The 17,439-nt window shown below is 70.8% G+C and carries 12 protein-coding genes; 7 read left to right on the top strand and 5 right to left on the bottom strand.

Annotated elements, in window-relative coordinates; translation table 11 throughout:
• Position 1: 1 nt before the first annotated feature.
• From recD to recC, 3 genes are read right to left on the bottom strand one after another with little or no spacing between them, the layout of a single operon-like run.
• Positions 2 to 1,828 (bottom strand): exodeoxyribonuclease V subunit alpha, encoded by a 1,827-nt coding sequence (recD, locus tag AAFF32_RS03795; protein WP_342316538.1) that lies wholly within the window; start codon positions 1,826 to 1,828, stop codon positions 2 to 4.
• Positions 1,825 to 5,466, bottom strand: coding sequence for an exodeoxyribonuclease V subunit beta (gene recB, locus AAFF32_RS03790; protein WP_342316537.1), 3,642 nt, complete (start codon positions 5,464 to 5,466; stop codon positions 1,825 to 1,827). The genes recD and recB overlap by 4 nt, the downstream gene beginning before the upstream one ends.
• Positions 5,463 to 8,786 carry an exodeoxyribonuclease V subunit gamma gene (gene recC / locus AAFF32_RS03785; protein WP_342316536.1) on the bottom strand — a complete coding sequence of 1,108 codons (3,324 nt, stop codon included), beginning with the start codon at positions 8,784 to 8,786 and terminating at the stop codon, positions 5,463 to 5,465. Before recC ends, recB begins: the two co-directional genes overlap by 4 nt.
• A 226-nt stretch (positions 8,787 to 9,012) precedes the next feature.
• Between recC and AAFF32_RS03780 the strand changes: the two genes are divergently transcribed.
• The 6 genes from AAFF32_RS03780 (at position 9,013) to AAFF32_RS03755 (ending at position 13,462) form a co-directional block, all read left to right on the top strand.
• The gene (locus AAFF32_RS03780) at positions 9,013 to 9,801 is read left to right on the top strand and encodes an ABC transporter ATP-binding protein (protein WP_216964824.1); all 789 of its coding nucleotides are present in this window, start codon (positions 9,013 to 9,015) and stop codon (positions 9,799 to 9,801) included.
• Positions 9,801 to 10,550, top strand: a complete 750-nt coding sequence (locus AAFF32_RS03775; protein ID WP_342316535.1) for an MlaE family lipid ABC transporter permease subunit — start codon at positions 9,801 to 9,803, stop codon at positions 10,548 to 10,550. The genes AAFF32_RS03780 and AAFF32_RS03775 overlap by 1 nt, the downstream gene beginning before the upstream one ends.
• Before the next feature lie 103 nt (positions 10,551 to 10,653).
• Entirely contained in the window at positions 10,654 to 11,217 is a 564-nt protein-coding gene (gene mlaD / locus AAFF32_RS03770) for an outer membrane lipid asymmetry maintenance protein MlaD (RefSeq protein ID WP_216964827.1), read from the top strand.
• Positions 11,214 to 11,894, top strand: coding sequence for an ABC transporter substrate-binding protein (locus AAFF32_RS03765; RefSeq protein WP_342316533.1), 681 nt, complete (start codon positions 11,214 to 11,216; stop codon positions 11,892 to 11,894). Before mlaD ends, AAFF32_RS03765 begins: the two co-directional genes overlap by 4 nt.
• Before the next feature lie 2 nt (positions 11,895 to 11,896).
• Positions 11,897 to 12,172: an STAS domain-containing protein gene (locus tag AAFF32_RS03760; protein ID WP_216964832.1), complete on the top strand. Its 276-nt coding sequence runs from the start codon at positions 11,897 to 11,899 to the stop codon at positions 12,170 to 12,172.
• 75 nt (positions 12,173 to 12,247) lie between these two features.
• Positions 12,248 to 13,462, top strand: coding sequence for a VacJ family lipoprotein (locus AAFF32_RS03755; protein ID WP_342316532.1), 1,215 nt, complete (start codon positions 12,248 to 12,250; stop codon positions 13,460 to 13,462).
• Between the two features lie 230 nt (positions 13,463 to 13,692).
• Here the strand turns inward: AAFF32_RS03755 and rmuC are convergent, their stop codons facing one another.
• Complete coding sequence (gene rmuC / locus AAFF32_RS03750; protein ID WP_342316530.1) at positions 13,693 to 15,249, bottom strand: DNA recombination protein RmuC; 1,557 nt, start codon at positions 15,247 to 15,249, stop codon at positions 13,693 to 13,695.
• Between the two features lie 90 nt (positions 15,250 to 15,339).
• Positions 15,340 to 16,509 (bottom strand): class I SAM-dependent rRNA methyltransferase, encoded by a 1,170-nt coding sequence (locus tag AAFF32_RS03745; protein WP_216964836.1) that lies wholly within the window; start codon positions 16,507 to 16,509, stop codon positions 15,340 to 15,342.
• Positions 16,510 to 16,622: 113 nt separating this feature from the next.
• Here AAFF32_RS03745 and AAFF32_RS03740 point away from each other — a divergent pair, with 113 nt between their 5' ends.
• The gene (locus AAFF32_RS03740; protein WP_342316528.1) at positions 16,623 to 17,384 is read left to right on the top strand and encodes a rhomboid family intramembrane serine protease; all 762 of its coding nucleotides are present in this window, start codon (positions 16,623 to 16,625) and stop codon (positions 17,382 to 17,384) included.
• Positions 17,385 to 17,439 lie beyond the last annotated feature (55 nt).

The raw sequence follows: 17,439 nt of genomic DNA, 5'->3' as shown, positions 1-17,439 counted from the left end.
ATCACCCCACCTGCAACCGCCACGCCAGCCCCGACACGCGCGAGGCATGCCGTACCAGCGCCGCGCGCAGCACGGGCTCGCTTGCGCACAGGTGCAGTTCGCTTCGCGCGCGGGTGACGCCGGTATAGAGCAGTTCGCGTGAGAGCGTGCGCGCATCCTGTCGCGGAAGCAGCAGCCAGACCGCGTCGAATTCCGATCCCTGCGCCTTGTGCACCGTCATCGCGAAGGCGCCGGTATGCGCCGGCAGCGACGCCGGATGGAAGCCGCGAACACCGTCGCTGCCGCCCGCGAACCAGGCCACCGGCACGCCCGTAGCGTCGTGCTGGACCACGCCGATGTCGCCGTTGAACAGTCCGTGGCGGTAGCTGTTTTCGGTGACCAGCAACAGACGCCCGTGGAAATACGGATCGCGCTGGGTGCCGGCGAGCGCGTCCTCGATGCGCTGGTTGAGCGCAGCCGCACCCTGCGCGCCTTCGCGCAGCGCGGTGAGCAGACGCAGGCCCCGCGCCTGTTCCAGCGCCTGCGCGGGATCGTTCGACGCCATCAGCGCGCGCCACGGGGCCAGCAGTGTTTCGCGCGACGCACCGGCGAGTGGGTCGTGCATGTCTTCGTGGAAGCGCACGCCGGCCAGACCGTCGCGAAGCAGCGCGATCGCGCGATCGGCATCGCCCACGCGCAGTGCATCGGCGAGCGGCGCCAGATCGAGCGACTGCGCCTGGCGGTAACCGCGCTGCAACTGCACGCGATGCCCTGCCAGGGCGCCGCCTTCCGACGCGCCTTCCGGCAGCGGACCCAGCAACGGCGCCAGCGCGCGCGTGAGCGACGCCGGCAACGCATCGCCCTCGCCCGCCGCGTCGGTGATCGCGGCCAGCACGTCACCGGCCTCCACCGAAGGCAACTGATCGCGATCGCCCAGCAGAATCAGGCGCGCGCCGTCGGCCACGGCTTCCACCAGCTTGCACATCAGCGGCAGATCGACCATCGAGGCTTCGTCGACGACGATCACGTCGAACGGCAGCGGATGATCGGCGTCGTGGCGGAAGCGCGGGCTGTCGGGAATCGTGCCCAGCAGCCGATGCAACGTACTCGCCGAGTGCGGCAGTGCGTCGCACCATGCCGGATCGATGCCGTCGAGCGCATGCAGGTGCCCGGCGGCGGCGCGCAGGCTCTCGGCCATGCGCTCGGCGGCGCGGCCGGTGGGCGCGGCCAGCGCGATGCGCGGCGCCGGCTGGCCGGACGACATCGCCTGCGCGATCAGCAGCAACAGCACGCGCGCGATCGTCGTGGTCTTTCCGGTGCCCGGCCCGCCCGTCACCAGCAGCAGCGAACGCAGCAGCGCCAGCGCGGCCGCGCGTGCCTGCCGATCCACGTCGCGCGCATGCGGGAAGAGGATGGCGAACAGCGGCGCGAGCGCATGCAGGTCTGCTGTCTGCGGCGTGGCGGCGGCGATCCGGCGCAGGCCTTGCGCGAGCCTGCGCTCGTACTCGCGATAGCGGCGCAGGTAGAGCAGGTTCTTCTCCAGCACCAGCGGCGCCTGCTCACTGGCCTGTGCATGCGAGGGACTGGCAACCCAGCGCGATGCGCCCAGCACTTCGCGCCACTCCTCCGCATCGGGCCATTCGACGGCGGCGTCGCATACGCGCTGCGGGTTTGACAGATCCAGGCCCGCATGCCCGTGCGCGATCGCCGAAGACGCCAGCGCCGCGGCGACCAGCACACGGTCGTCCGCGTCGCCCGTGTCGCGCCCCAGGCGGCGCAGGCTCTGCGCCAACGCATGGTCCACGGGTCGCAGCGCGCCCTGGCGCAGCAGTGCGTCGAGCAGGCTCATGCGAATGCCTCCTCCGGCGTGGCCACGCCGTGACGGAACAGGCCATCAAGCCCGTCGATCAGCGCGCGCGACGGACGCCATGCGTGCACCCCGGGCGAAGCCGCTGACGAAGCATCCAGGCCCCGGCAGAACAGATAGCGGATGCCGCCGAAGTGCGTGTCGTAGTCGTATGCCGCGCCCATCCGGAACCGCAGCCAGCGGTGCAGCGCCAACGCATAGAGCAGCGCCTGGAGCGTGTATTCGCTGTCGTCCATCGCGGTGGCGAGCGTGTCGCGATCGTAGGCGGGCAGGCGGTTGGATTTGTAGTCGAGCACGTAATACCGGCCGGCGTGCCCGTAGACCAGGTCGATCTTGCCGGTCATGAGTCCTTCCAGCCGCTGGCGGTTGCCGAAGGCGTGACGCTCGCGCAGCAGCTCGTGCTCGTGCAGCAGTGCGAGCAGGCGCGCGACCGGCGTTGCATCGAGCGCGAAATGGAATTCCATTTCGGCCAGGCGCGCATCGTGCGGCACTTCGCACAGTCGCGTGCCCTCGGGCAGCGCGACGGTCAGCGTATGCCCCACCAGCGGCGCCAGGACCGCGACGCCGTCGTCGATGTCCTCGTCCGCATAGCCTTCGCCATGCAGCGCATCGACCAGCGGACGGCGTTCGTCCTCCGGCATTCCGGTCGACAACCATTGCGACCAGGCGCCAAAGTCCACCCGCTCCAGCGCGCCGTGCAGCACGTTGCCGAAGCGGCTGCCGCTGAAGCGCGCGTCGCCGTCGAAGGTGGCGATCACCGGTTCGTCCTGCGCGCCGCCCTCCTCCGCCACCGCACGCGGCGCGGCTTCCACCGCGCCGGTGGCTTCGTTGGCGAGCTGGGTGAAGCTGTAGACCCACCAGTCGCGCGGCACGACGCGGCGCGCGCTGCGGGCGGGCGGAACGGGTTCGTCGCGCTCCCGCGCCAATGCGGCCGGCAGGCGCAGCGGCAAGCTCGGGCGCTGCACGTCGATGGACGCGCCAAGGCGCTGTTCGAGCGCGTCCACATCGCGCAGCATCGGCTCCAGCGGGCTCAACGTGGCATTGGCGAACGGGCCGGTCGCGAGCCACAGCGCATGCCGCGCACGCGTCAGGCCGACGTAGAGCAGGCGCGCGTCCTCGCCGCGTTCCTCGCGATCGTGACGTGCGCGCGCGTCGCTCCATGCGGCGGTGTCCGACGGCGTCGCATCGCTGCGCAGTTGCAGCACGCGGCCGGTGCCGTCGTGGAATTCGCACAGATTGCCGCCGCGGCCTTCGCGTCCGATCGCAACGAAGGGCAGGAACACGAACGGATACTCCAGCCCCTTGCTCTTGTGCAGCGTGAGGATCTGCACGCAGCGCGCGTCGGATTCCAGGCGCAGCTGCTGCGTCTCGTCGCTGTCGTCGTACTCGGCGATGCGCGTGCGCAGCCAGTCGACCAGGCCGTGTTCGCCGATGGCGCGCGTGTCGGCCTCCTGCAGCACTTCGGCCAGTTGCAGCGTGTTGGTGAGGCGACGCTCGCCGTCGGCCAGGGCCAGCAATCGCGGCGCGTGTTCGGCGGCGACGTCACCGAGCATCGCCAGTGGCCCGTGCCGGCGCCAGCGGTCGCGCCAGGCGAGCGCGCGCAGCTGCCAGTGCCGATGCAGGGCGGCATCGTCGTCGAATCGCGCGAGCGTGTCGGCATCCAGACCCACCAGCATCGTCGCCAGCGCGCCGCGCAGGCGCGCGTCGTCGTCCGGACGCAACAGCGCTTCCAGCAGCGCTAGCACGTCGTGCGCTTCATCGGTGGAGAACAGGCTGCGTCGACCGGCCGCCACCGCGGCGATGCCGGCGCGCGACAGTGCATCGCGCATCAGCGTGGCCTCGGCGTGGTTGCGCACCAGCACCGCGATGTCGCCCGATTCCGGCGCGCGTTCGCGGCCGCGCTCGTGCAACCGCGCGCGGCCTTCGCGTGCGTCGTGCAGCAGCGAGAGGATCGCCGCCACGCAGGCTTCTCCCGCGAGTTCGCGCGCCTCGCCCACCAGCCACTGCGGCTTGCGACGGCCATCGTCGGGCGGCGGGAGCACGCTGATTTCCAGGGCCGGTGCGGTGCGGCCGTCGCGCTGGAAGTCGGCATCGCTCACCGCGCCGCCGGCTTCGACGTCGCGGAAGCGGATGCGTTCGTCCTCGAAGGCGCCCTCGCCCGCCTGCTCGTACAGTGCCGCGATCGTGCGCAGCAGCGAAGGACGCGAGCGGAAGTTGCGGTCCAGCGCCGGTGCGCGCTGCGCGCGATCGGCGGCGGCCAGGTAGGTGTGCACGTCGCCACCACGGAAGCGGTAGATGGCCTGCTTGGGGTCGCCGATCAGGAACAGCGCGGGTTCGGCGGCGTCGCCTTCATGCGCGTCGGCCGCACCGAAGATGCGTTCGAAGATCGACCACTGTCGCGGGTCGGTGTCCTGGAATTCGTCCACCAATGCGAACGCGTACTGCGCGCGCAGGCGCTCGACCAGTTGCGCGCCGTGCGGGCCATCGAGTGCGTCGGCCAGGTCGGCGATGAGGTCATCGAACGTCTGCTCGCGGCGCAGGCGCTTGATCGCGGCCAGCCTGCGCGCGGCTTCCTCGCGCACGCGGTGCACGAGTTCGACGCGACGCGAGGCGAGCCAGACACCGCGTTCGCGTGCCGCGTCCAGATACACCTCCACCGCCGCGAACAGCGGCGATTGCGGCGGCTGCAGCGGCGGGCCCTTCTTCGGCTTGTTGGTCTTGTCGGCCAGCATCGCCGGCGTCAGGCGGTCGAGGCGTTCGTGGATCGGCGCGGCGGGATCGTCCTGCAGGCACCATTGCGCCAGCGATTGGCGCAGTTCGGCGATCAGCGTGCGCTTGTAGGTCGTGCCGTTGAGGATCCTGGCGTCGATCGCCGCTTCGATCGAAGCGCAGGCGTCGTGCCCGTGTGCGTGGAACGCGGCGCGCAGGGCCTGCGCGGCGTCGCGAAGGCGCGGCAGCGGGTCATCGGACGGCGGCGGCGGCGCGGGCTGCAGGCGCGGCACGTACAGCAGCTTGCGCAGGTCGCCGGCGAGTTCCTCCGGCGTGCGCCATTGCGCTTGCAGCAGTTCGGCATCGGTGCGCTCGGCGCCGAGCGAACGCCACAGGTCGGTGGCGACGGCATCGACGAGTTCGCGTTCGCTGCCGGTGAGTTCCGGCGCCAGCAGCGGCTGCCCCGCTTCCAGCGCATGCTCGGCGAGCGCACGCGCGCAGAAGCCGTGGATGGTGAAGACCGCGGCCAGGTCCATCTCGCGCGCGGCCTGGCGCAGGCGGCGTGCGAGTGCGAGCGGGTCCTCGACGCGCGCCTGGCGCTCGATCAGCGTGCGCGTCACCGCCGCTTCGCTGTCGTCGTCCAGCGTGGTCGGCATGAGCGCGACTTCGTTCGCCAGCCGCGCGGCCAGTTCCAGGCGCAGGCGCAGGCGTTCGCGCAGTTCCTGCGTGGCGGCCTCGGTGTAGGTGACGGCCAGGATCTGGCCGACGCGCAGGCCGCGTTCGATCACCAGCCGCGTCACCAGCGTGGCCAGCGTGAAGGTCTTGCCGGTGCCGGCGCTGGCCTCGATCAGGCGCACGCCGTCCAACGGCAGGTCGAGGAAGGCGTCGTGCGTGGCGGTTTCGCGGCTCATGCGGCCACTCCGCTGCGACCGTCGGCGACACGTCCGTGCACGAGCGCGTCGAACAGCCGCGTGGCCAGCGCGCGGAAGCGCAGGCCGTCGCGGTCGTCGAGTTCGCCGGCGAACGGATCGCGCCCGCGCAAGGCGAGTTGCACGCCGGGCGTGTTGCCTTCGCCGAAGACCTTGCGCTCGCGGTCGCCCTGCCAGGCTTCGCGCGCGACCTTCCATGCCGCCTGCTCGGCGACTTCATCGCCGTGGGGCATGTCGTACCAGCGCCATGCGGATCGCGCCTGCAAGGGCAGCGGTTCGCGCATGCCCTCGCGGTACAGCGCCAGCAGCTCGCGCAATGCCGCGCGCGCCTGCGGCACCGGAATGGGCGCACGCGTGCGCACGAAAGGCCCCTCCTCCCACAGTGCGAGTTGCGCCAGCGGGCGCGCATCACCCAGCGCGGACAGCACCAGCCAGTCCAGGCCGTGCGCGATCTGCGCCGGTCCGTGCAGCGTGTCCAGGCGCGTGCGCAATGCGCCTTGCGGATAGAGGCGGTCGAGATGGCCGTAGAGGCGGACACCGTCGACGTCGAGCTCGAACGCACGCGTGTCCGCGTCGCCCTGCCGCCACTGGCGCAGCGCTTGCGCGAAGGGCTGCACCTGCGCCTTCAGCGCGCCGAGCAGGCGTTCGCCCAGCGGACCCGATGGCAGCAGCGCGCGTGCGCGCAATCGCGCGGCGAGGTCGTCGGTGTCGTGGTCGGCGCAAGCGTCGAACACGACCTGTTGCAGCTTCCAGCGTTCCAGCCCGTTCGTCGGTGCGGACAGCGGATCCAGGTCATCGAGCGCATCCACTTCGTCCGGCAGGCGCAGTCCCATGCGCTGGCGCAGGAATTGGCCCGGCGGATCGGCGAGGAAGCGCCGCAGCGCGATGAGCGGCAGCTCCGCCGGTGCCTCGATCGCGGGCAAGGCCTCGCCGAACCACGGCGCGGGCGCGCTTCGCGGCGCGCGCAGGGCGTCGGCGGCGGGATGCCACGGCGCCAGGTAGCTGAAGTGCCGCGGCTCCGCGCGTTCGCCGAAGGCTCGCGGCGAGAACGGCTGCAACGGATGGTGCAGCACCAGGTCCGCGCGCGCGGAGGCGTCGTGGTGGTAGTGCGCGGCCGCGTCGAGCAACTCCGACACCAGCACCGACGGCTCGCGCGCGCTGCCGTCGCGCGGGTCGGCACCGAGCCAGCTCAGGTGGAACACCTCGCCCGCCGAGGCGAACAGCTGCAGGAACAGGAAGCGGTCGTCCTCACGCAGCGAGCGGTCGCCGAAGCGGCGCGCGGGCGTGGTGAGTTCCTGCGTCATGCGGTTGAGGCCGCCGGAGGCGTCGCGGCGCGGGTAATCGCCGTCGTTCATGCCCAGCAGGCAGATCACGCGGAACGGGATCAGCCGCATCGGCACCATGCGCGCGAAGCTGACGCCGCCGGTGAGCAGCGGCGCGCGCGTGTCGGATTCCGACAGCGCGGTGCGGAAGTAGGCGCGGGCGACGTCCGGCGCCACGGGCCGGTCGAACTCGGCCTGGCGCGCGCTCTGCGCGAAGGCGTCGACGTGGCGGCGCAGGCGCTCGATCGCGCGCTGGTCGCCGACCGAGCGCGGGTGCTCGGGCAACAACGCGTCGAGCAGCGCGAACAGCGCATCGCGCCATTGCGGCGGCGTCATTGCGCGGCCGAGCAGGCGTTCGTTGCGCGCGAGCACGCGCAGCACGCGGATCAGCGCGTCGAGTGCGTCCAGCGCGCTGCCTTCCAGTTCCGTCCACGGCGCGACGCCGGCGAGGTCGTCGTCCAGGCCGGTGGCGTGGCCGAGCAGCAGCCGGTCGAGCGCGAAGCGCCAGGTGTAGGCGTCGTCGGCGGGCGCGTCGTGGCGCGCACGGTGGTCGGGGTCCAGGCCCCAGCGCGCGCCGGCTTCGTGCAGCCACAGGCGCAGGCGCTCCAGGCCGGCGGCGTCGAGGCCGGCGGCTTCCATCAGCGCCGGGGTGGCGATCAGGTCCAACACTTCGCTCACGCCGAAACGCGCGTCGGGCAGTGCGAGCAGGCGCAGGAAGACGTCGGCCAGCGGCTCGCCCGCCAGTGGGCTCAGGTCGGCCAGCGCATAGGGAATGTAGTCGCGCGTGCCGCCCAGGCCGCCGAACACGGCCTCGATGTGCGGGCGGTACGGATCGATGTCGGGCGCGAGCACGGCGATCTCGCGCGCCTGCAGCGGCGGGTCGAAGCGCGGGTCGTCGAGCAGCGCGCGCAGGCGGTCGTGCAGCACCTGCACTTCGCGCAGACGCGTGTGGCAGGCATGCGCCTGCAGGCTGGGATCGTCGCGATCCACCGACTTGCGCCACGGCCGCGGCGCGCGCCGGTGCAGCAGGTCGCGTTGCAGGCGGCCGAGCAGGCTGTCGCGTTCGGGCGCGTCGTCGGGCAGCGCTTCCGGGTCCGCGTAGCGCTCCTCTTCGGCCGAGGCGTGCACCACGTCGTAGCCGCCGAGCACGGCCATGAAATCGCGGCCGGCCGCGCCCCAGTTGGACAGCAGCGGGTTCTCGTCCTCGCTCTCGGCGGGGTCCTCGCGCAGGCGTTCGGCCCAGCTCGGCAGGTCGCCCCAGTAGCGGCGCGAAGGCGTGGGGACGTGGAAGTGCAGCGTGCCCACGCGCGCCTGCGTGGCGATCACGCGGAGCACGTCTGGCGAGATGTTGAGCGTGGCGAAGGCGAACAGGCGCGCGGGCATGCCGGCCGGCAGCGGCGCGTCGGGCGCGGCGAAGCGCGCGAGGTAGTCGTCGATGCGGCGCGCGCGATGGCGGCGGCCGGCGGCGATGCGGCGCCACAGTTCGGCCTGGGCCTCGTGCGGCTCGCGGCCGGCTTCCCAGTCCAGCAGCCAGTCGCGGCGCCAGGCCTGGTACTTCTCGAAGATGGCGGCGAGTTCGCCGGCCAGCGCCCACGGCTTGAGGGCGTCGTCGCCCGACAGGTACGCCCGCAGCGGCGCGAACGCCCGCCCGCCCAGCGCGGCCGGTTCGCTCAACTGCGCGTACAAACGCCACTGGAGCGCGGCGGCGTCGAGGTCGTCGCTGGCGCCGGGCACGTTGGCGTCGAGGGTCTCGCGCACGAACTCGCCCGGCGTGAGGAAGCGCAGGTTCGCGGCAATGCCGTGGCGCTGCGCCAGCGTCGACTGAAACCAGCGGCGCATCGCCACCTGCGGGATCAGCACCACCTCGGGCGCGAGCAAGGCCTGGCCCGGCACGGGCTCGCGCAGCTGGTTGGCGAACAGCTCCGCCAGCACGTCCAGTGCATTGGAGTAGTAGAGGCGGAAGTCGGAGCGGCCGGGCATCGCCGGTATCTTGCCGGAGTGCGGTCGCGCACGACGAGACGCGTTCTTTAAGGCGTCCCCAAAACCTCCTCGCCATGCTGGCCCTCGCCGTGCAGCGCCGACCCTGCCGATCGTCAGGCGGGCAAAGTGCAGCGAACCTGCGACAATGCCGGTCTTCCGGTTCCCATTCAGCCCTAACCGGCCATCCTGCCAGGCTTCACGGCAGCCGGCCGAACACGCCCCGCGCATGACGAACGAAACCCCCATCGTCAGTCTTCGCCAGCTCCGCCTCGATCGCGGCGGACGCACCGTGCTGCGCGACATCACGCTGGACGTGCCGCGCGGCAGCATCGTCGCGGTGCTGGGCCCCTCGGGCAGCGGCAAGTCCACGCTGCTGGCTGCGCTGACCGGCGAACTCGAACCCACGTCCGGCTCGGTCGAAGTCTTCGGCCAGCCCGTGCCGCAGGGCCGTCGCGCGCTGCTCGAGCTGCGCAAGGGCATCGGCGTGCTGCTGCAGGGCAACGGCCTGCTGACCGACCTCACCGCCGCCGAGAACGTGGCCCTGCCCCTGCGCGCGCACACCAAGCTGCCCGACGCGGTGATCCGCCAGCTGGTGCTGATGAAGCTGCATGCGGTGGGCCTGCGCGCGGTGGCCGATTCGTTCCCGCGCGAGCTCTCCGGCGGCATGGCGCGTCGCGTCGCGCTGGCCCGCGCGCTGGCGCTGGATCCGCCGCTGATGATCTACGACGAACCGCTGACCGGCCTGGATCCGATCGCCTCGGGCGTGGTGATGGAGCTGGTCCGGCGCCTCAACGACACCCTGGGCCTGACCAGCATCGTGGTCACCCATCACGTGCACGAGACCCTGCCTGTCGCCGACCACGCCATCGTGATCGCCAACGGCGGGATCGTCTTTTCCGGCACGCCGGACCAGCTGCAGGGCAGCGACGACCCGTTCGTGCGCCAGTTCCTCAACGGCGAGCCCGACGGCCCGATCGCCTTCGACGCCGCGCCGCGCAACTCGGAGGCCGCCTGATGCCCTTCGTCGCCGCCACCCGCTCCCTGGGTCGGGCCGGGCTGTTCTCGCTGTCCGTGCTGCGGGCGTCCAAGCCGACCGCCGACTTTTGGCGCGAGCTGATTCGCGAGATTTACAAGATCGGCGCACGTTCGCTGCCGATCATCGCCGTTGGCGGCGCGTTCGTCGGCCTTTCGGTGACGCTGTTGGGCTATCGCGCGCTCGAGACCTACGGCGCCACCGCCCAGGTCAGCGCCCTGCTCGGCCTGGGCCTGTACCGCGAACTGGGCCCCGTGCTGACCGCCCTGCTCTTCGTCGGCCGCGCGGGCAGCTCGATCGCCGCCGAACTGGGCCTGATGCGCGCCACCGACCAGATCACCGCGCTCGGCCTGATGGCCATCGACCCGGTCGGCAAGGCCGTGGCGCCGCGCTTCTGGGCGGCGGTGATTTCCGTGCCGCTGCTCACCGCGTTCTTCATCAGCTTTGCCATCGCTGCCAGCTACTTCGAGTCGGTCCACGTGATCGGCCTGGACAACGGCACTTTCTGGCAGGTGCTCAAGGACAGCGTCGACTTCGCCGACGACTTCGTCATGGCCTTCGTGAAGGCGGCGGTGTTCGGCGGCATCTCGGCGCTGGTCGCGGCCTACGTGGGCTACCACGCGGAGCCGACCATCGAGGGCACCTCGGTGGCCACGACCCGCGCCGTGGTGAATGCCTCGCTGCTGGTCCTGATGTTCAATTTCGTGATGTCGGCCTTCCTGTTCCAGTAGCCGGGATTCGGGATTGGAGATTCGGGATTCGTAGAAGCCCGCTCCAGCCTGGTCCGTCACCCTCGCTCTTGCGAATCCCCAATCCCGAATCCCGAATCCCGCCATGACCGTCCGAGCCCCAAGAATCGAATTCGCCGTTGGCGCCTTCCTGCTGCTGGCCCTGGCCTCGCTGCTGGTCCTGGCGCTGGCCTCGACCAATGGCCGCTGGGGCGTGGGCGGCGACACCTACGAGGTGACGGCCCGCTTCTCGACCATCGGCGCCCTGCGGCCCAACGCGCCGATCAAGATCGGCGGCGTGGCGATAGGACATGTCGCCAAGATCGACGTCGATCCCGTCAAGTTCGACACCGTTGTCACCCTGGCGATCAACAAGCGCTACGACAAGCTGCCGGCCGACACCGCCGCCAGCATCCTCACCAGCGGCCTGCTGGGCGAGAGCTACGTGAACCTGGCGCCGGGTGGCGATCCCGAGAACCTGAAGCCCGGCGACGAGCTCTACCTGACCCAATCGGCGGTGGACCTGATCCAGCTGGTGGGCAAGTACATGTTCAGCGGCGGTGGCGCGAAGCCTGCCGACAATGCCGGCCAGGCTCCGGACCCGAACGCCGGCGTTCCCGATTACCTCCAGGGCGAAGCCGCCCCCAAGGAAGAGACCAAGACCCCATGAAGCGCATCCCCCACCGCTCCTTGACCGTTTTCATTGCCGCCGCCCTGGCCGTCGCCGCGCCGGGCGCCGTGCTGGCCCAGGCCGCCGACGCGGCGGCCCCGGCCGCCGCGAGCGCCGCCCCGGCCGGCTCGCCGAGCCAGCTGGTGCTGAGCAATTCGACCCGCATCCTGGCGACGCTGGAATCGCGCCGCGCCGAGTTCACCCAGAACCGCGCCGCCCTGCGTGACTTCATCGCCAGCGAGTTCAACGCGATGTTCGACCGCGACTACTCCGCCCGCCTGGTGCTGGGCGTGCACGGCCGCGGCGCGTCCGACGCCGAAGTGAAGGTGTTCGCCGACGCGCTGGCCGACAGCCTGATGCAGCGTTACGGCTCCTCGCTGCTGGACCTCAACACCAAGCTCAAGGTGCGCGTGAAGTCGGAAACCCCGCTGCGCGGCGGCGCCATCGTCAAGGTGTCCAGCGAGTACCTGCGCCAGGGCAACGAAGCCGTGCCGGTGGACTACCTCATGCGCAAGGTCGGCACGCAGTGGAAGGTGTTCGACGTGATGGTGGAAGGCGTCAGCTTCGTGCAGACCTTCCGCAACCAGTTCGACGCGCCGCTGAAGCAGAAGTCGATCCCGCAGGTCGCCGCCGACATCAAGGCCGGCAAGCTGCAGGCACAGGCGGCCAGCAACTGACCATGGCCGCTGCGACGGTCCGCCAGGACGGTGACACCCTCGCCTTCGGCGGCGTGCTCGAGCGCGCCGCCGTTGCCTCGTTGTGGTCGCAGCTGCGCGCGGCGAAGGCGCGACGGCTCGACCTGAGCGCCGTGGAATCGGTCGACAGCGCGGGACTGGCGCTGCTAGCCGAGCTCAGCGCGCGCCTGGGGATCGTCGAAGTCGTCGGTTCGCCGCCCGGTCTGTCCGAACTGCGCAGCGCGTACCGCCTGGATTCCACGCTCGCCTTCGCCGGCTGAGCCGCGACACTCCGTTCCGGTCGTGGCCGCGGGCCCGGCCGGCCGAGCATTTCCCGAGCCTTTACACTGCGACCCATGCGCCCCCACGCACCCCTCATCGCATTCGTGCTCGCCGCCGCGCCGCTGCTCGGCCAGGCGCAGATCATTACCCGTCCGCTGTCCGGCGCGCAGAGCGAGGAATTCGATCGCTGCATGAAGGCCGCCGGCACCGACGCCGCGGCCGCGCGCAAGTGCGTGGCCGCAACCATCGACGGCGAGACCGGCCGACCGCCGGCCGAGGCCCAGCCGCCGGCGACGCCGACGCCACCGCCGACGGATGAAACGCAGCCGCCCGCCACGCCGGCCGTGCCGCCGCCGTCCGAACCCGTGCCGCCTCCGGTCCCGCCGACCGAGCCGGCCACGACGCCGCCGACGGAGCAGGTGACGCCGCCCGATGCACCGGTGCCGACCGACATCCCGCCCACGCCCGTCGATGTGCCCGAACCGGGCGCCGACGTGCAGGGCGAACCGACCCAGGCCGAGCGCGACTTCGACGACATCTACGGCCAGTACGGCGATCCGAACCTGCCCACGCCGATGGCGCCGCCTGCGGTCTACGACCCGTGGGAGCGCTACAACCGCGGCATGCACAAGTTCAACAATGCGGTCGACCGCACCGTCGCGCGTCCGCTCGCGCGCGGCTACGTGAAAGTGGTGCCGCGCCCGTTCCGCCTGGGCGTCAGCAACTTCTTCAACAACCTCGGCCAGCCGGTGTCGGCGATCAACGCGCTGTTGCAGGGCAAGCCGAAGCAGGCGGGGCAGTCGCTGGGGCGTTTCCTGCTCAACTCGACGCTGGGCATCGGCGGCATCTTCGACCCGGCGTCGGACGCCAAGCTGCCCAACAAGAGCGAGGATTTCGGCCAGACGCTGGGCATCTGGGGCTGGAAGAACTCGCGCTTCGTCGAACTGCCGCTGTTCGGCCCCCGCACGCTGCGCGACAGCTTCGGCATGGTCGGCGACGCGCCGCTGAGCCCGCTGCGCCAGGTCGAGGCCGACCGCGTGCGCATCCCGCTGCAGGGCCTGCAGCTGGTGGACGTGCGCGCGCAGCTGCTGGCGACCGACAGCTTCCGCGAAGGCGCCGAAGACGACTACACGCTGGTGCGCGATGCGTGGATCCAGCGCCGCAACTACCAGATCTTCGGCGACCGCATGCGCGATGAAGACCAGTCGCTGCCGGATTACCTGCGCGACGACACCAACCCGCAGGTGCCGGTGGATGCGATGCCGGTGATGCCGACGGACGGCAGCTGAGTGCGGCCCTTACTGTCGCGATGAAATGCGAAAGCCCCGGTGGAAACGCCGGGGCTTTTCTCTTGAGGACGGGCTTGTGCAGCGCGGCCGCGGCGGCTCGCTTACACCGTCATTCCATCTACCGTCACCGCACCTACCGTCATCCCGCGAAGGCCGGGATCCAGGCCGTCACGCTTTCGGACTTCTGTACGGAATGACGGGAAGGGCAGGGCGCAGACGGATGCCGCGCCTCAATCGCCCGATCCCGACCGCTCCAGCGTCAGCGGAAGCACCTGTTCGTCCGGCGCCAGTTCGGCCGACAACGCCTTCTTCCCCTTCACGCCAAGCTCGACGAGTCGGCGCGCGCGCGGGATCACCGCATGCGTCGATTCCGACAGCTTGTTGCGCGCGTTGACGAAGGAGGTGTTGGCTTCGTTGAGCTTGCGGCCCACCTGGTCGAACTCCGTCAGGAAGTTCTGCAACGCGTCGAGCACGCGGCCGCCAGCGTCGCTGATGTCGATGGCCTGGCGCTGGATCTTGTCGCGCGTCCACAGGCGCTCGATCACGCGCAGCACCGCCATCAACGTATTGGGCGAGGCGAACACGATGCCGCGCGCGAACGCGTCCGTCTGCAGCGCAGGATCGGTGCCCAGCGCGGCCGACAGCGCGCCTTCGATCGGCACGAAGGCGACGGTGACTTCCAGCGCCGAATCGCCGACGGCCTTGGGGTAGTTCTTGTCGGCCAGGTCCTTCATGTGCTGGCGCAGCGCGACCGCGTGGCGCCGCAGCGCGTCCTCGTGCTCTTCCGGGGTCTGCGCGTTCATCGCCTGCTCCCAGTCGATGAGGTTGACCTTGCTGTCGACCACGATGCGGCGGTCGCCGGGCAGGCGCACGACCACGTCCGGACGCAGGCGACGGCCTTCGTCGTCCTCGCTGGAGGCCTGGCGATCGTAATGCGTGCCGTCTTCCAGCCCGGAACTGCGCAGCACGCTTTCCAGCATCAGCTCGCCCCAGTCGCCGCGCACCTTGGCGCTGCCCTTGAGCGCGCGCGTCAGCGCCGACGCCTGCGCCGCCATGCCCTGGTTGAGCGTCTTGAGCTCGTTGACCGCGCCGGCAAGCGAGGCGCGCTCCTTGGCTTCCTCGCCGTAGACGGTGTCCACGCGCGTGCGGAATTCGTTGAGCTGGTTGGCGAAGGGCTTGAGCAGCGTCTCGAAGTCGGTGCGCGACTGCTGCGTGGCGGTGCGCACGTTGTTCTCGAACTGGGCGCCACGTTCCTCGAAGGTCTTGCCGGCCAGTTCGGCGAAGGTGGCCGACAGCTTCGTCTGCGCGGATTCGAGGAAGCCCTTGATCTCGGCCTTGGCCTGCTCGGCATGGGCGAGGTTGGCTTCGGTCTGCGCGGAGCGCTCGCGTTGCAGTGCCAGTTCGGCGCGCAATTGCGACAGTTCACCGCGCTCGGCGTCCAGGCGGGCGCGCAGGTCGGCCAGCTCAGTGTCGCGGGCGCGCAGGTTGGCGTTGAGTTCCGCCGCCGCCGTGCCGTGCCGCTCCGCGCGGGCCTGTGCTTCGCCGCACTCCTGCGCCAGTCGCGAGAGATCGCGCTCGCGCGACGCCAGGTCGGCGTCGCGCTCGGCCAGCCGCACGGTCAGCGCGGACAGTTCGATCGCCTTGGCGCGCTCGGCTTCGCGCAGCGCGGACAGCTCCGCGGCGTTCGCGCTATCGCCCTGGCCGCGCGAGAGCCGCGTCAGCTGCCAGGCCACGTAGGCCAGCATGAGCACGATGACGGCGCCCGCCGCGTAGATCAGCGTGTCCATGGAAGGTTGGCCTCGTGCGGTTCGATACAGGGTCCAGTGTATCGGTGCGCGTCTCAATGGGTGAGACGCGCCACGCGTAGCGAAGCCGCGTCAGTCCACCACGCGGCAGAACACCGCCTTGAGGTAGCGCGATTCCTGCACCTGCGCGAGCCACGGGTGGTCCGCACCGGCGCCCGCGACCTTGAGCACCTGCACCGTGCGCCCGGAATAGAACGCGGCGCGACGCAGCATGTCGAGGAACTGGTCCTCGGCGACCAGGCCGGTGCACGAGAACGTCGCGAACAGGCCGCCCGGCTTCACCACGCCCAGCGCCAGCTTGTTCATGTCCAGGTACTTCTTCAGCGCGGGAATGACCTGCTCGCGGTCGCGCGTCATCTTGGCCGGGTCGAGGATGACCACGTCGTACTGGTCGCCGCGGATGCCGGCGTCGCGCAGCCACGGGAAGATGTCGGCCTGCACGAAGCGCGGGCGCACGTTGTTGAGCTTGGCGTTGCCCTTGGCGATTTCGATCACGTCGGCGTCGATGTCCACGCCGGTCACTTCGGAGGCGCCACGCACGGCCGAGTACACCGCGAAACCGCCGGTGTTGCAGCACAGGTCGAGCACGGTCTTGTCCTTCACCTGCTGCGACAGCCACTCGCGGTTCTCGCGCTGGTCGGCGAAGAAACCGGTCTTGTGCGCGCCGGCCGGGTCGGCGCGGAACTTGATGCCGTATTCGGTGATGACCGCCGGCGGTACGGCTTCGCTGCCGCGGAAGTCGAAGGATTCCTGCTTCTGCACGTGCTCGTCGGCAAAGCTGTAGAAGCGGCAGCCGGGGAACTGCGCCTTGAGCGCCTCGTAGATCCACTCGCGATGGCGGAACATGCCGGCGCTGAAGAACTCCACCACCAGCAGGTCGCCGTAGCGGTCCACGACCAGACCGGAGAGCCCGTCGCCCTCGCTGTGCACCACGCGCCAGGCGTCGCTCACCTCGTCGAGCTTGAGCACGTCGCGGCGCAGCGAGACGGCCGCGGCGATCTTGCGGGCGAACCAGCCGGCGTCGACCTCGACGTCCGGGTTCGCTTCCAGGATGCGCACGGCGATGCGCGAGTGGCCGTTGTAGAAGCCGCGGCCGATCCAGTCGCCCTCTACGCCCACGACATCGACGATGGCGCCGGGCTTGGGCCGCTGGGCGGGCTTGTCGACGAGGCGCTGGAAGATCCAGGGGTGGGTGGATTTCCAGGCGTTCTTGAGGCGTACGGTGGGGAGTTCGGCGTTCATCCGGGCATTTTACGTGCGCGCCGTCGCATCCGGCCGCATCGACCCGTCGACGGGACGAATCGGCCCGTCCTGGCCGGCTTGCATTCACGCCCGGCGGTCGCAATGTGCTCGGTATGCACCTGCCCACGCCCGAAGCCCTCCCCGACACGCCCGAGCAGCGAAAGGCCGACAAGCGCCGCTGGCTGCGCGCCTTCAACCTCAGCCTGGGCTTCGTCCTGCTGCTGTTCGCGGTCTTCACCGCGCAGGGGCTGTTCGACGTGGCCGCCTGGACGGTGCAGCCGTGGTCGGTCGAGGGGCTTCTGGGCATCCTCACCGCGCCGCTGCTGCACGGCTCCTTCGAGCACGTCGCCGCGAACGCGAGCGCCTTGCTGATGCTGGGCACGCTGGCCGGCGGCCTGTACCCGAAGGCCACGATCCGCGCGCTGCCGCTGCTGTGGCTGGGCTCGGGCCTGGGCGCGTGGCTGCTGGGCGATCCCGGCACCCGCCACCTGGGCGCGAGCGGCCTGACCCACGGCCTGATGTTCCTGGTGTTCGTGCTCGGCCTGCTGCGCCGCGACCGCGCCTCGATCGCAGCCGCGATGCTCGCCTTCATGTTCTACGGCGGCATGCTGCTGACGATCCTGCCGCGCGAGCCGGGCGTGTCCTGGCAGGCGCACCTGGGCGGCGCGGTCGCGGGCGTCTTCGCCGCGTGGCTGCTGCGCCGCACCGACCCGCTGGCGCCGCGCAAGCGGTACAGCTGGGAGGACGAGGAGGAGGGCACGATCGCGCCGTTGTCGGATGAGCTGGAGCCGCCCCGGCCGGATGACGTCCCCGTGCTGTGGCACCGTCCGTCGACAACCCGTGGCGTGGTGAGGCGACTTTCGGACAAGTCCTAGGGTTTCCCCAGGGGGGCGTCGCTAGATTGCGCATTCCCTTCCTGCCCCCCGTGCT

The organism is Lysobacter sp. FW306-1B-D06B, from assembly GCF_038446665.1.
GTDB lineage: Bacteria > Pseudomonadota > Gammaproteobacteria > Xanthomonadales > Xanthomonadaceae > Lysobacter_J.
This window is presented reverse-complemented; position numbering and strand designations above follow the sequence as displayed.

Excerpts from the sequence above, each read along its gene's own strand:
- recD (WP_342316538.1), bottom strand. The coding sequence starts at position 1,828 with ATGAGCCTGCTCGACGCACTGCTGCGCCAGGGCGCGCTGCGACCCGTG.
- recB (WP_342316537.1), bottom strand. The coding sequence starts at position 5,466 with ATGAGCCGCGAAACCGCCACGCACGACGCCTTCCTCGACCTGCCGTTG.
- recC (WP_342316536.1), bottom strand. The coding sequence starts at position 8,786 with ATGCCCGGCCGCTCCGACTTCCGCCTCTACTACTCCAATGCACTGGAC.
- AAFF32_RS03780 (WP_216964824.1), top strand. The coding sequence starts at position 9,013 with ATGACGAACGAAACCCCCATCGTCAGTCTTCGCCAGCTCCGCCTCGAT.
- AAFF32_RS03775 (WP_342316535.1), top strand. The coding sequence starts at position 9,801 with ATGCCCTTCGTCGCCGCCACCCGCTCCCTGGGTCGGGCCGGGCTGTTC.
- mlaD (WP_216964827.1), top strand. The coding sequence starts at position 10,654 with ATGACCGTCCGAGCCCCAAGAATCGAATTCGCCGTTGGCGCCTTCCTG.
- AAFF32_RS03765 (WP_342316533.1), top strand. The coding sequence starts at position 11,214 with ATGAAGCGCATCCCCCACCGCTCCTTGACCGTTTTCATTGCCGCCGCC.
- AAFF32_RS03760 (WP_216964832.1), top strand. The coding sequence starts at position 11,897 with ATGGCCGCTGCGACGGTCCGCCAGGACGGTGACACCCTCGCCTTCGGC.
- AAFF32_RS03755 (WP_342316532.1), top strand. The coding sequence starts at position 12,248 with ATGCGCCCCCACGCACCCCTCATCGCATTCGTGCTCGCCGCCGCGCCG.
- rmuC (WP_342316530.1), bottom strand. The coding sequence starts at position 15,249 with ATGGACACGCTGATCTACGCGGCGGGCGCCGTCATCGTGCTCATGCTG.
- AAFF32_RS03745 (WP_216964836.1), bottom strand. The coding sequence starts at position 16,509 with ATGAACGCCGAACTCCCCACCGTACGCCTCAAGAACGCCTGGAAATCC.
- AAFF32_RS03740 (WP_342316528.1), top strand. The coding sequence starts at position 16,623 with ATGCACCTGCCCACGCCCGAAGCCCTCCCCGACACGCCCGAGCAGCGA.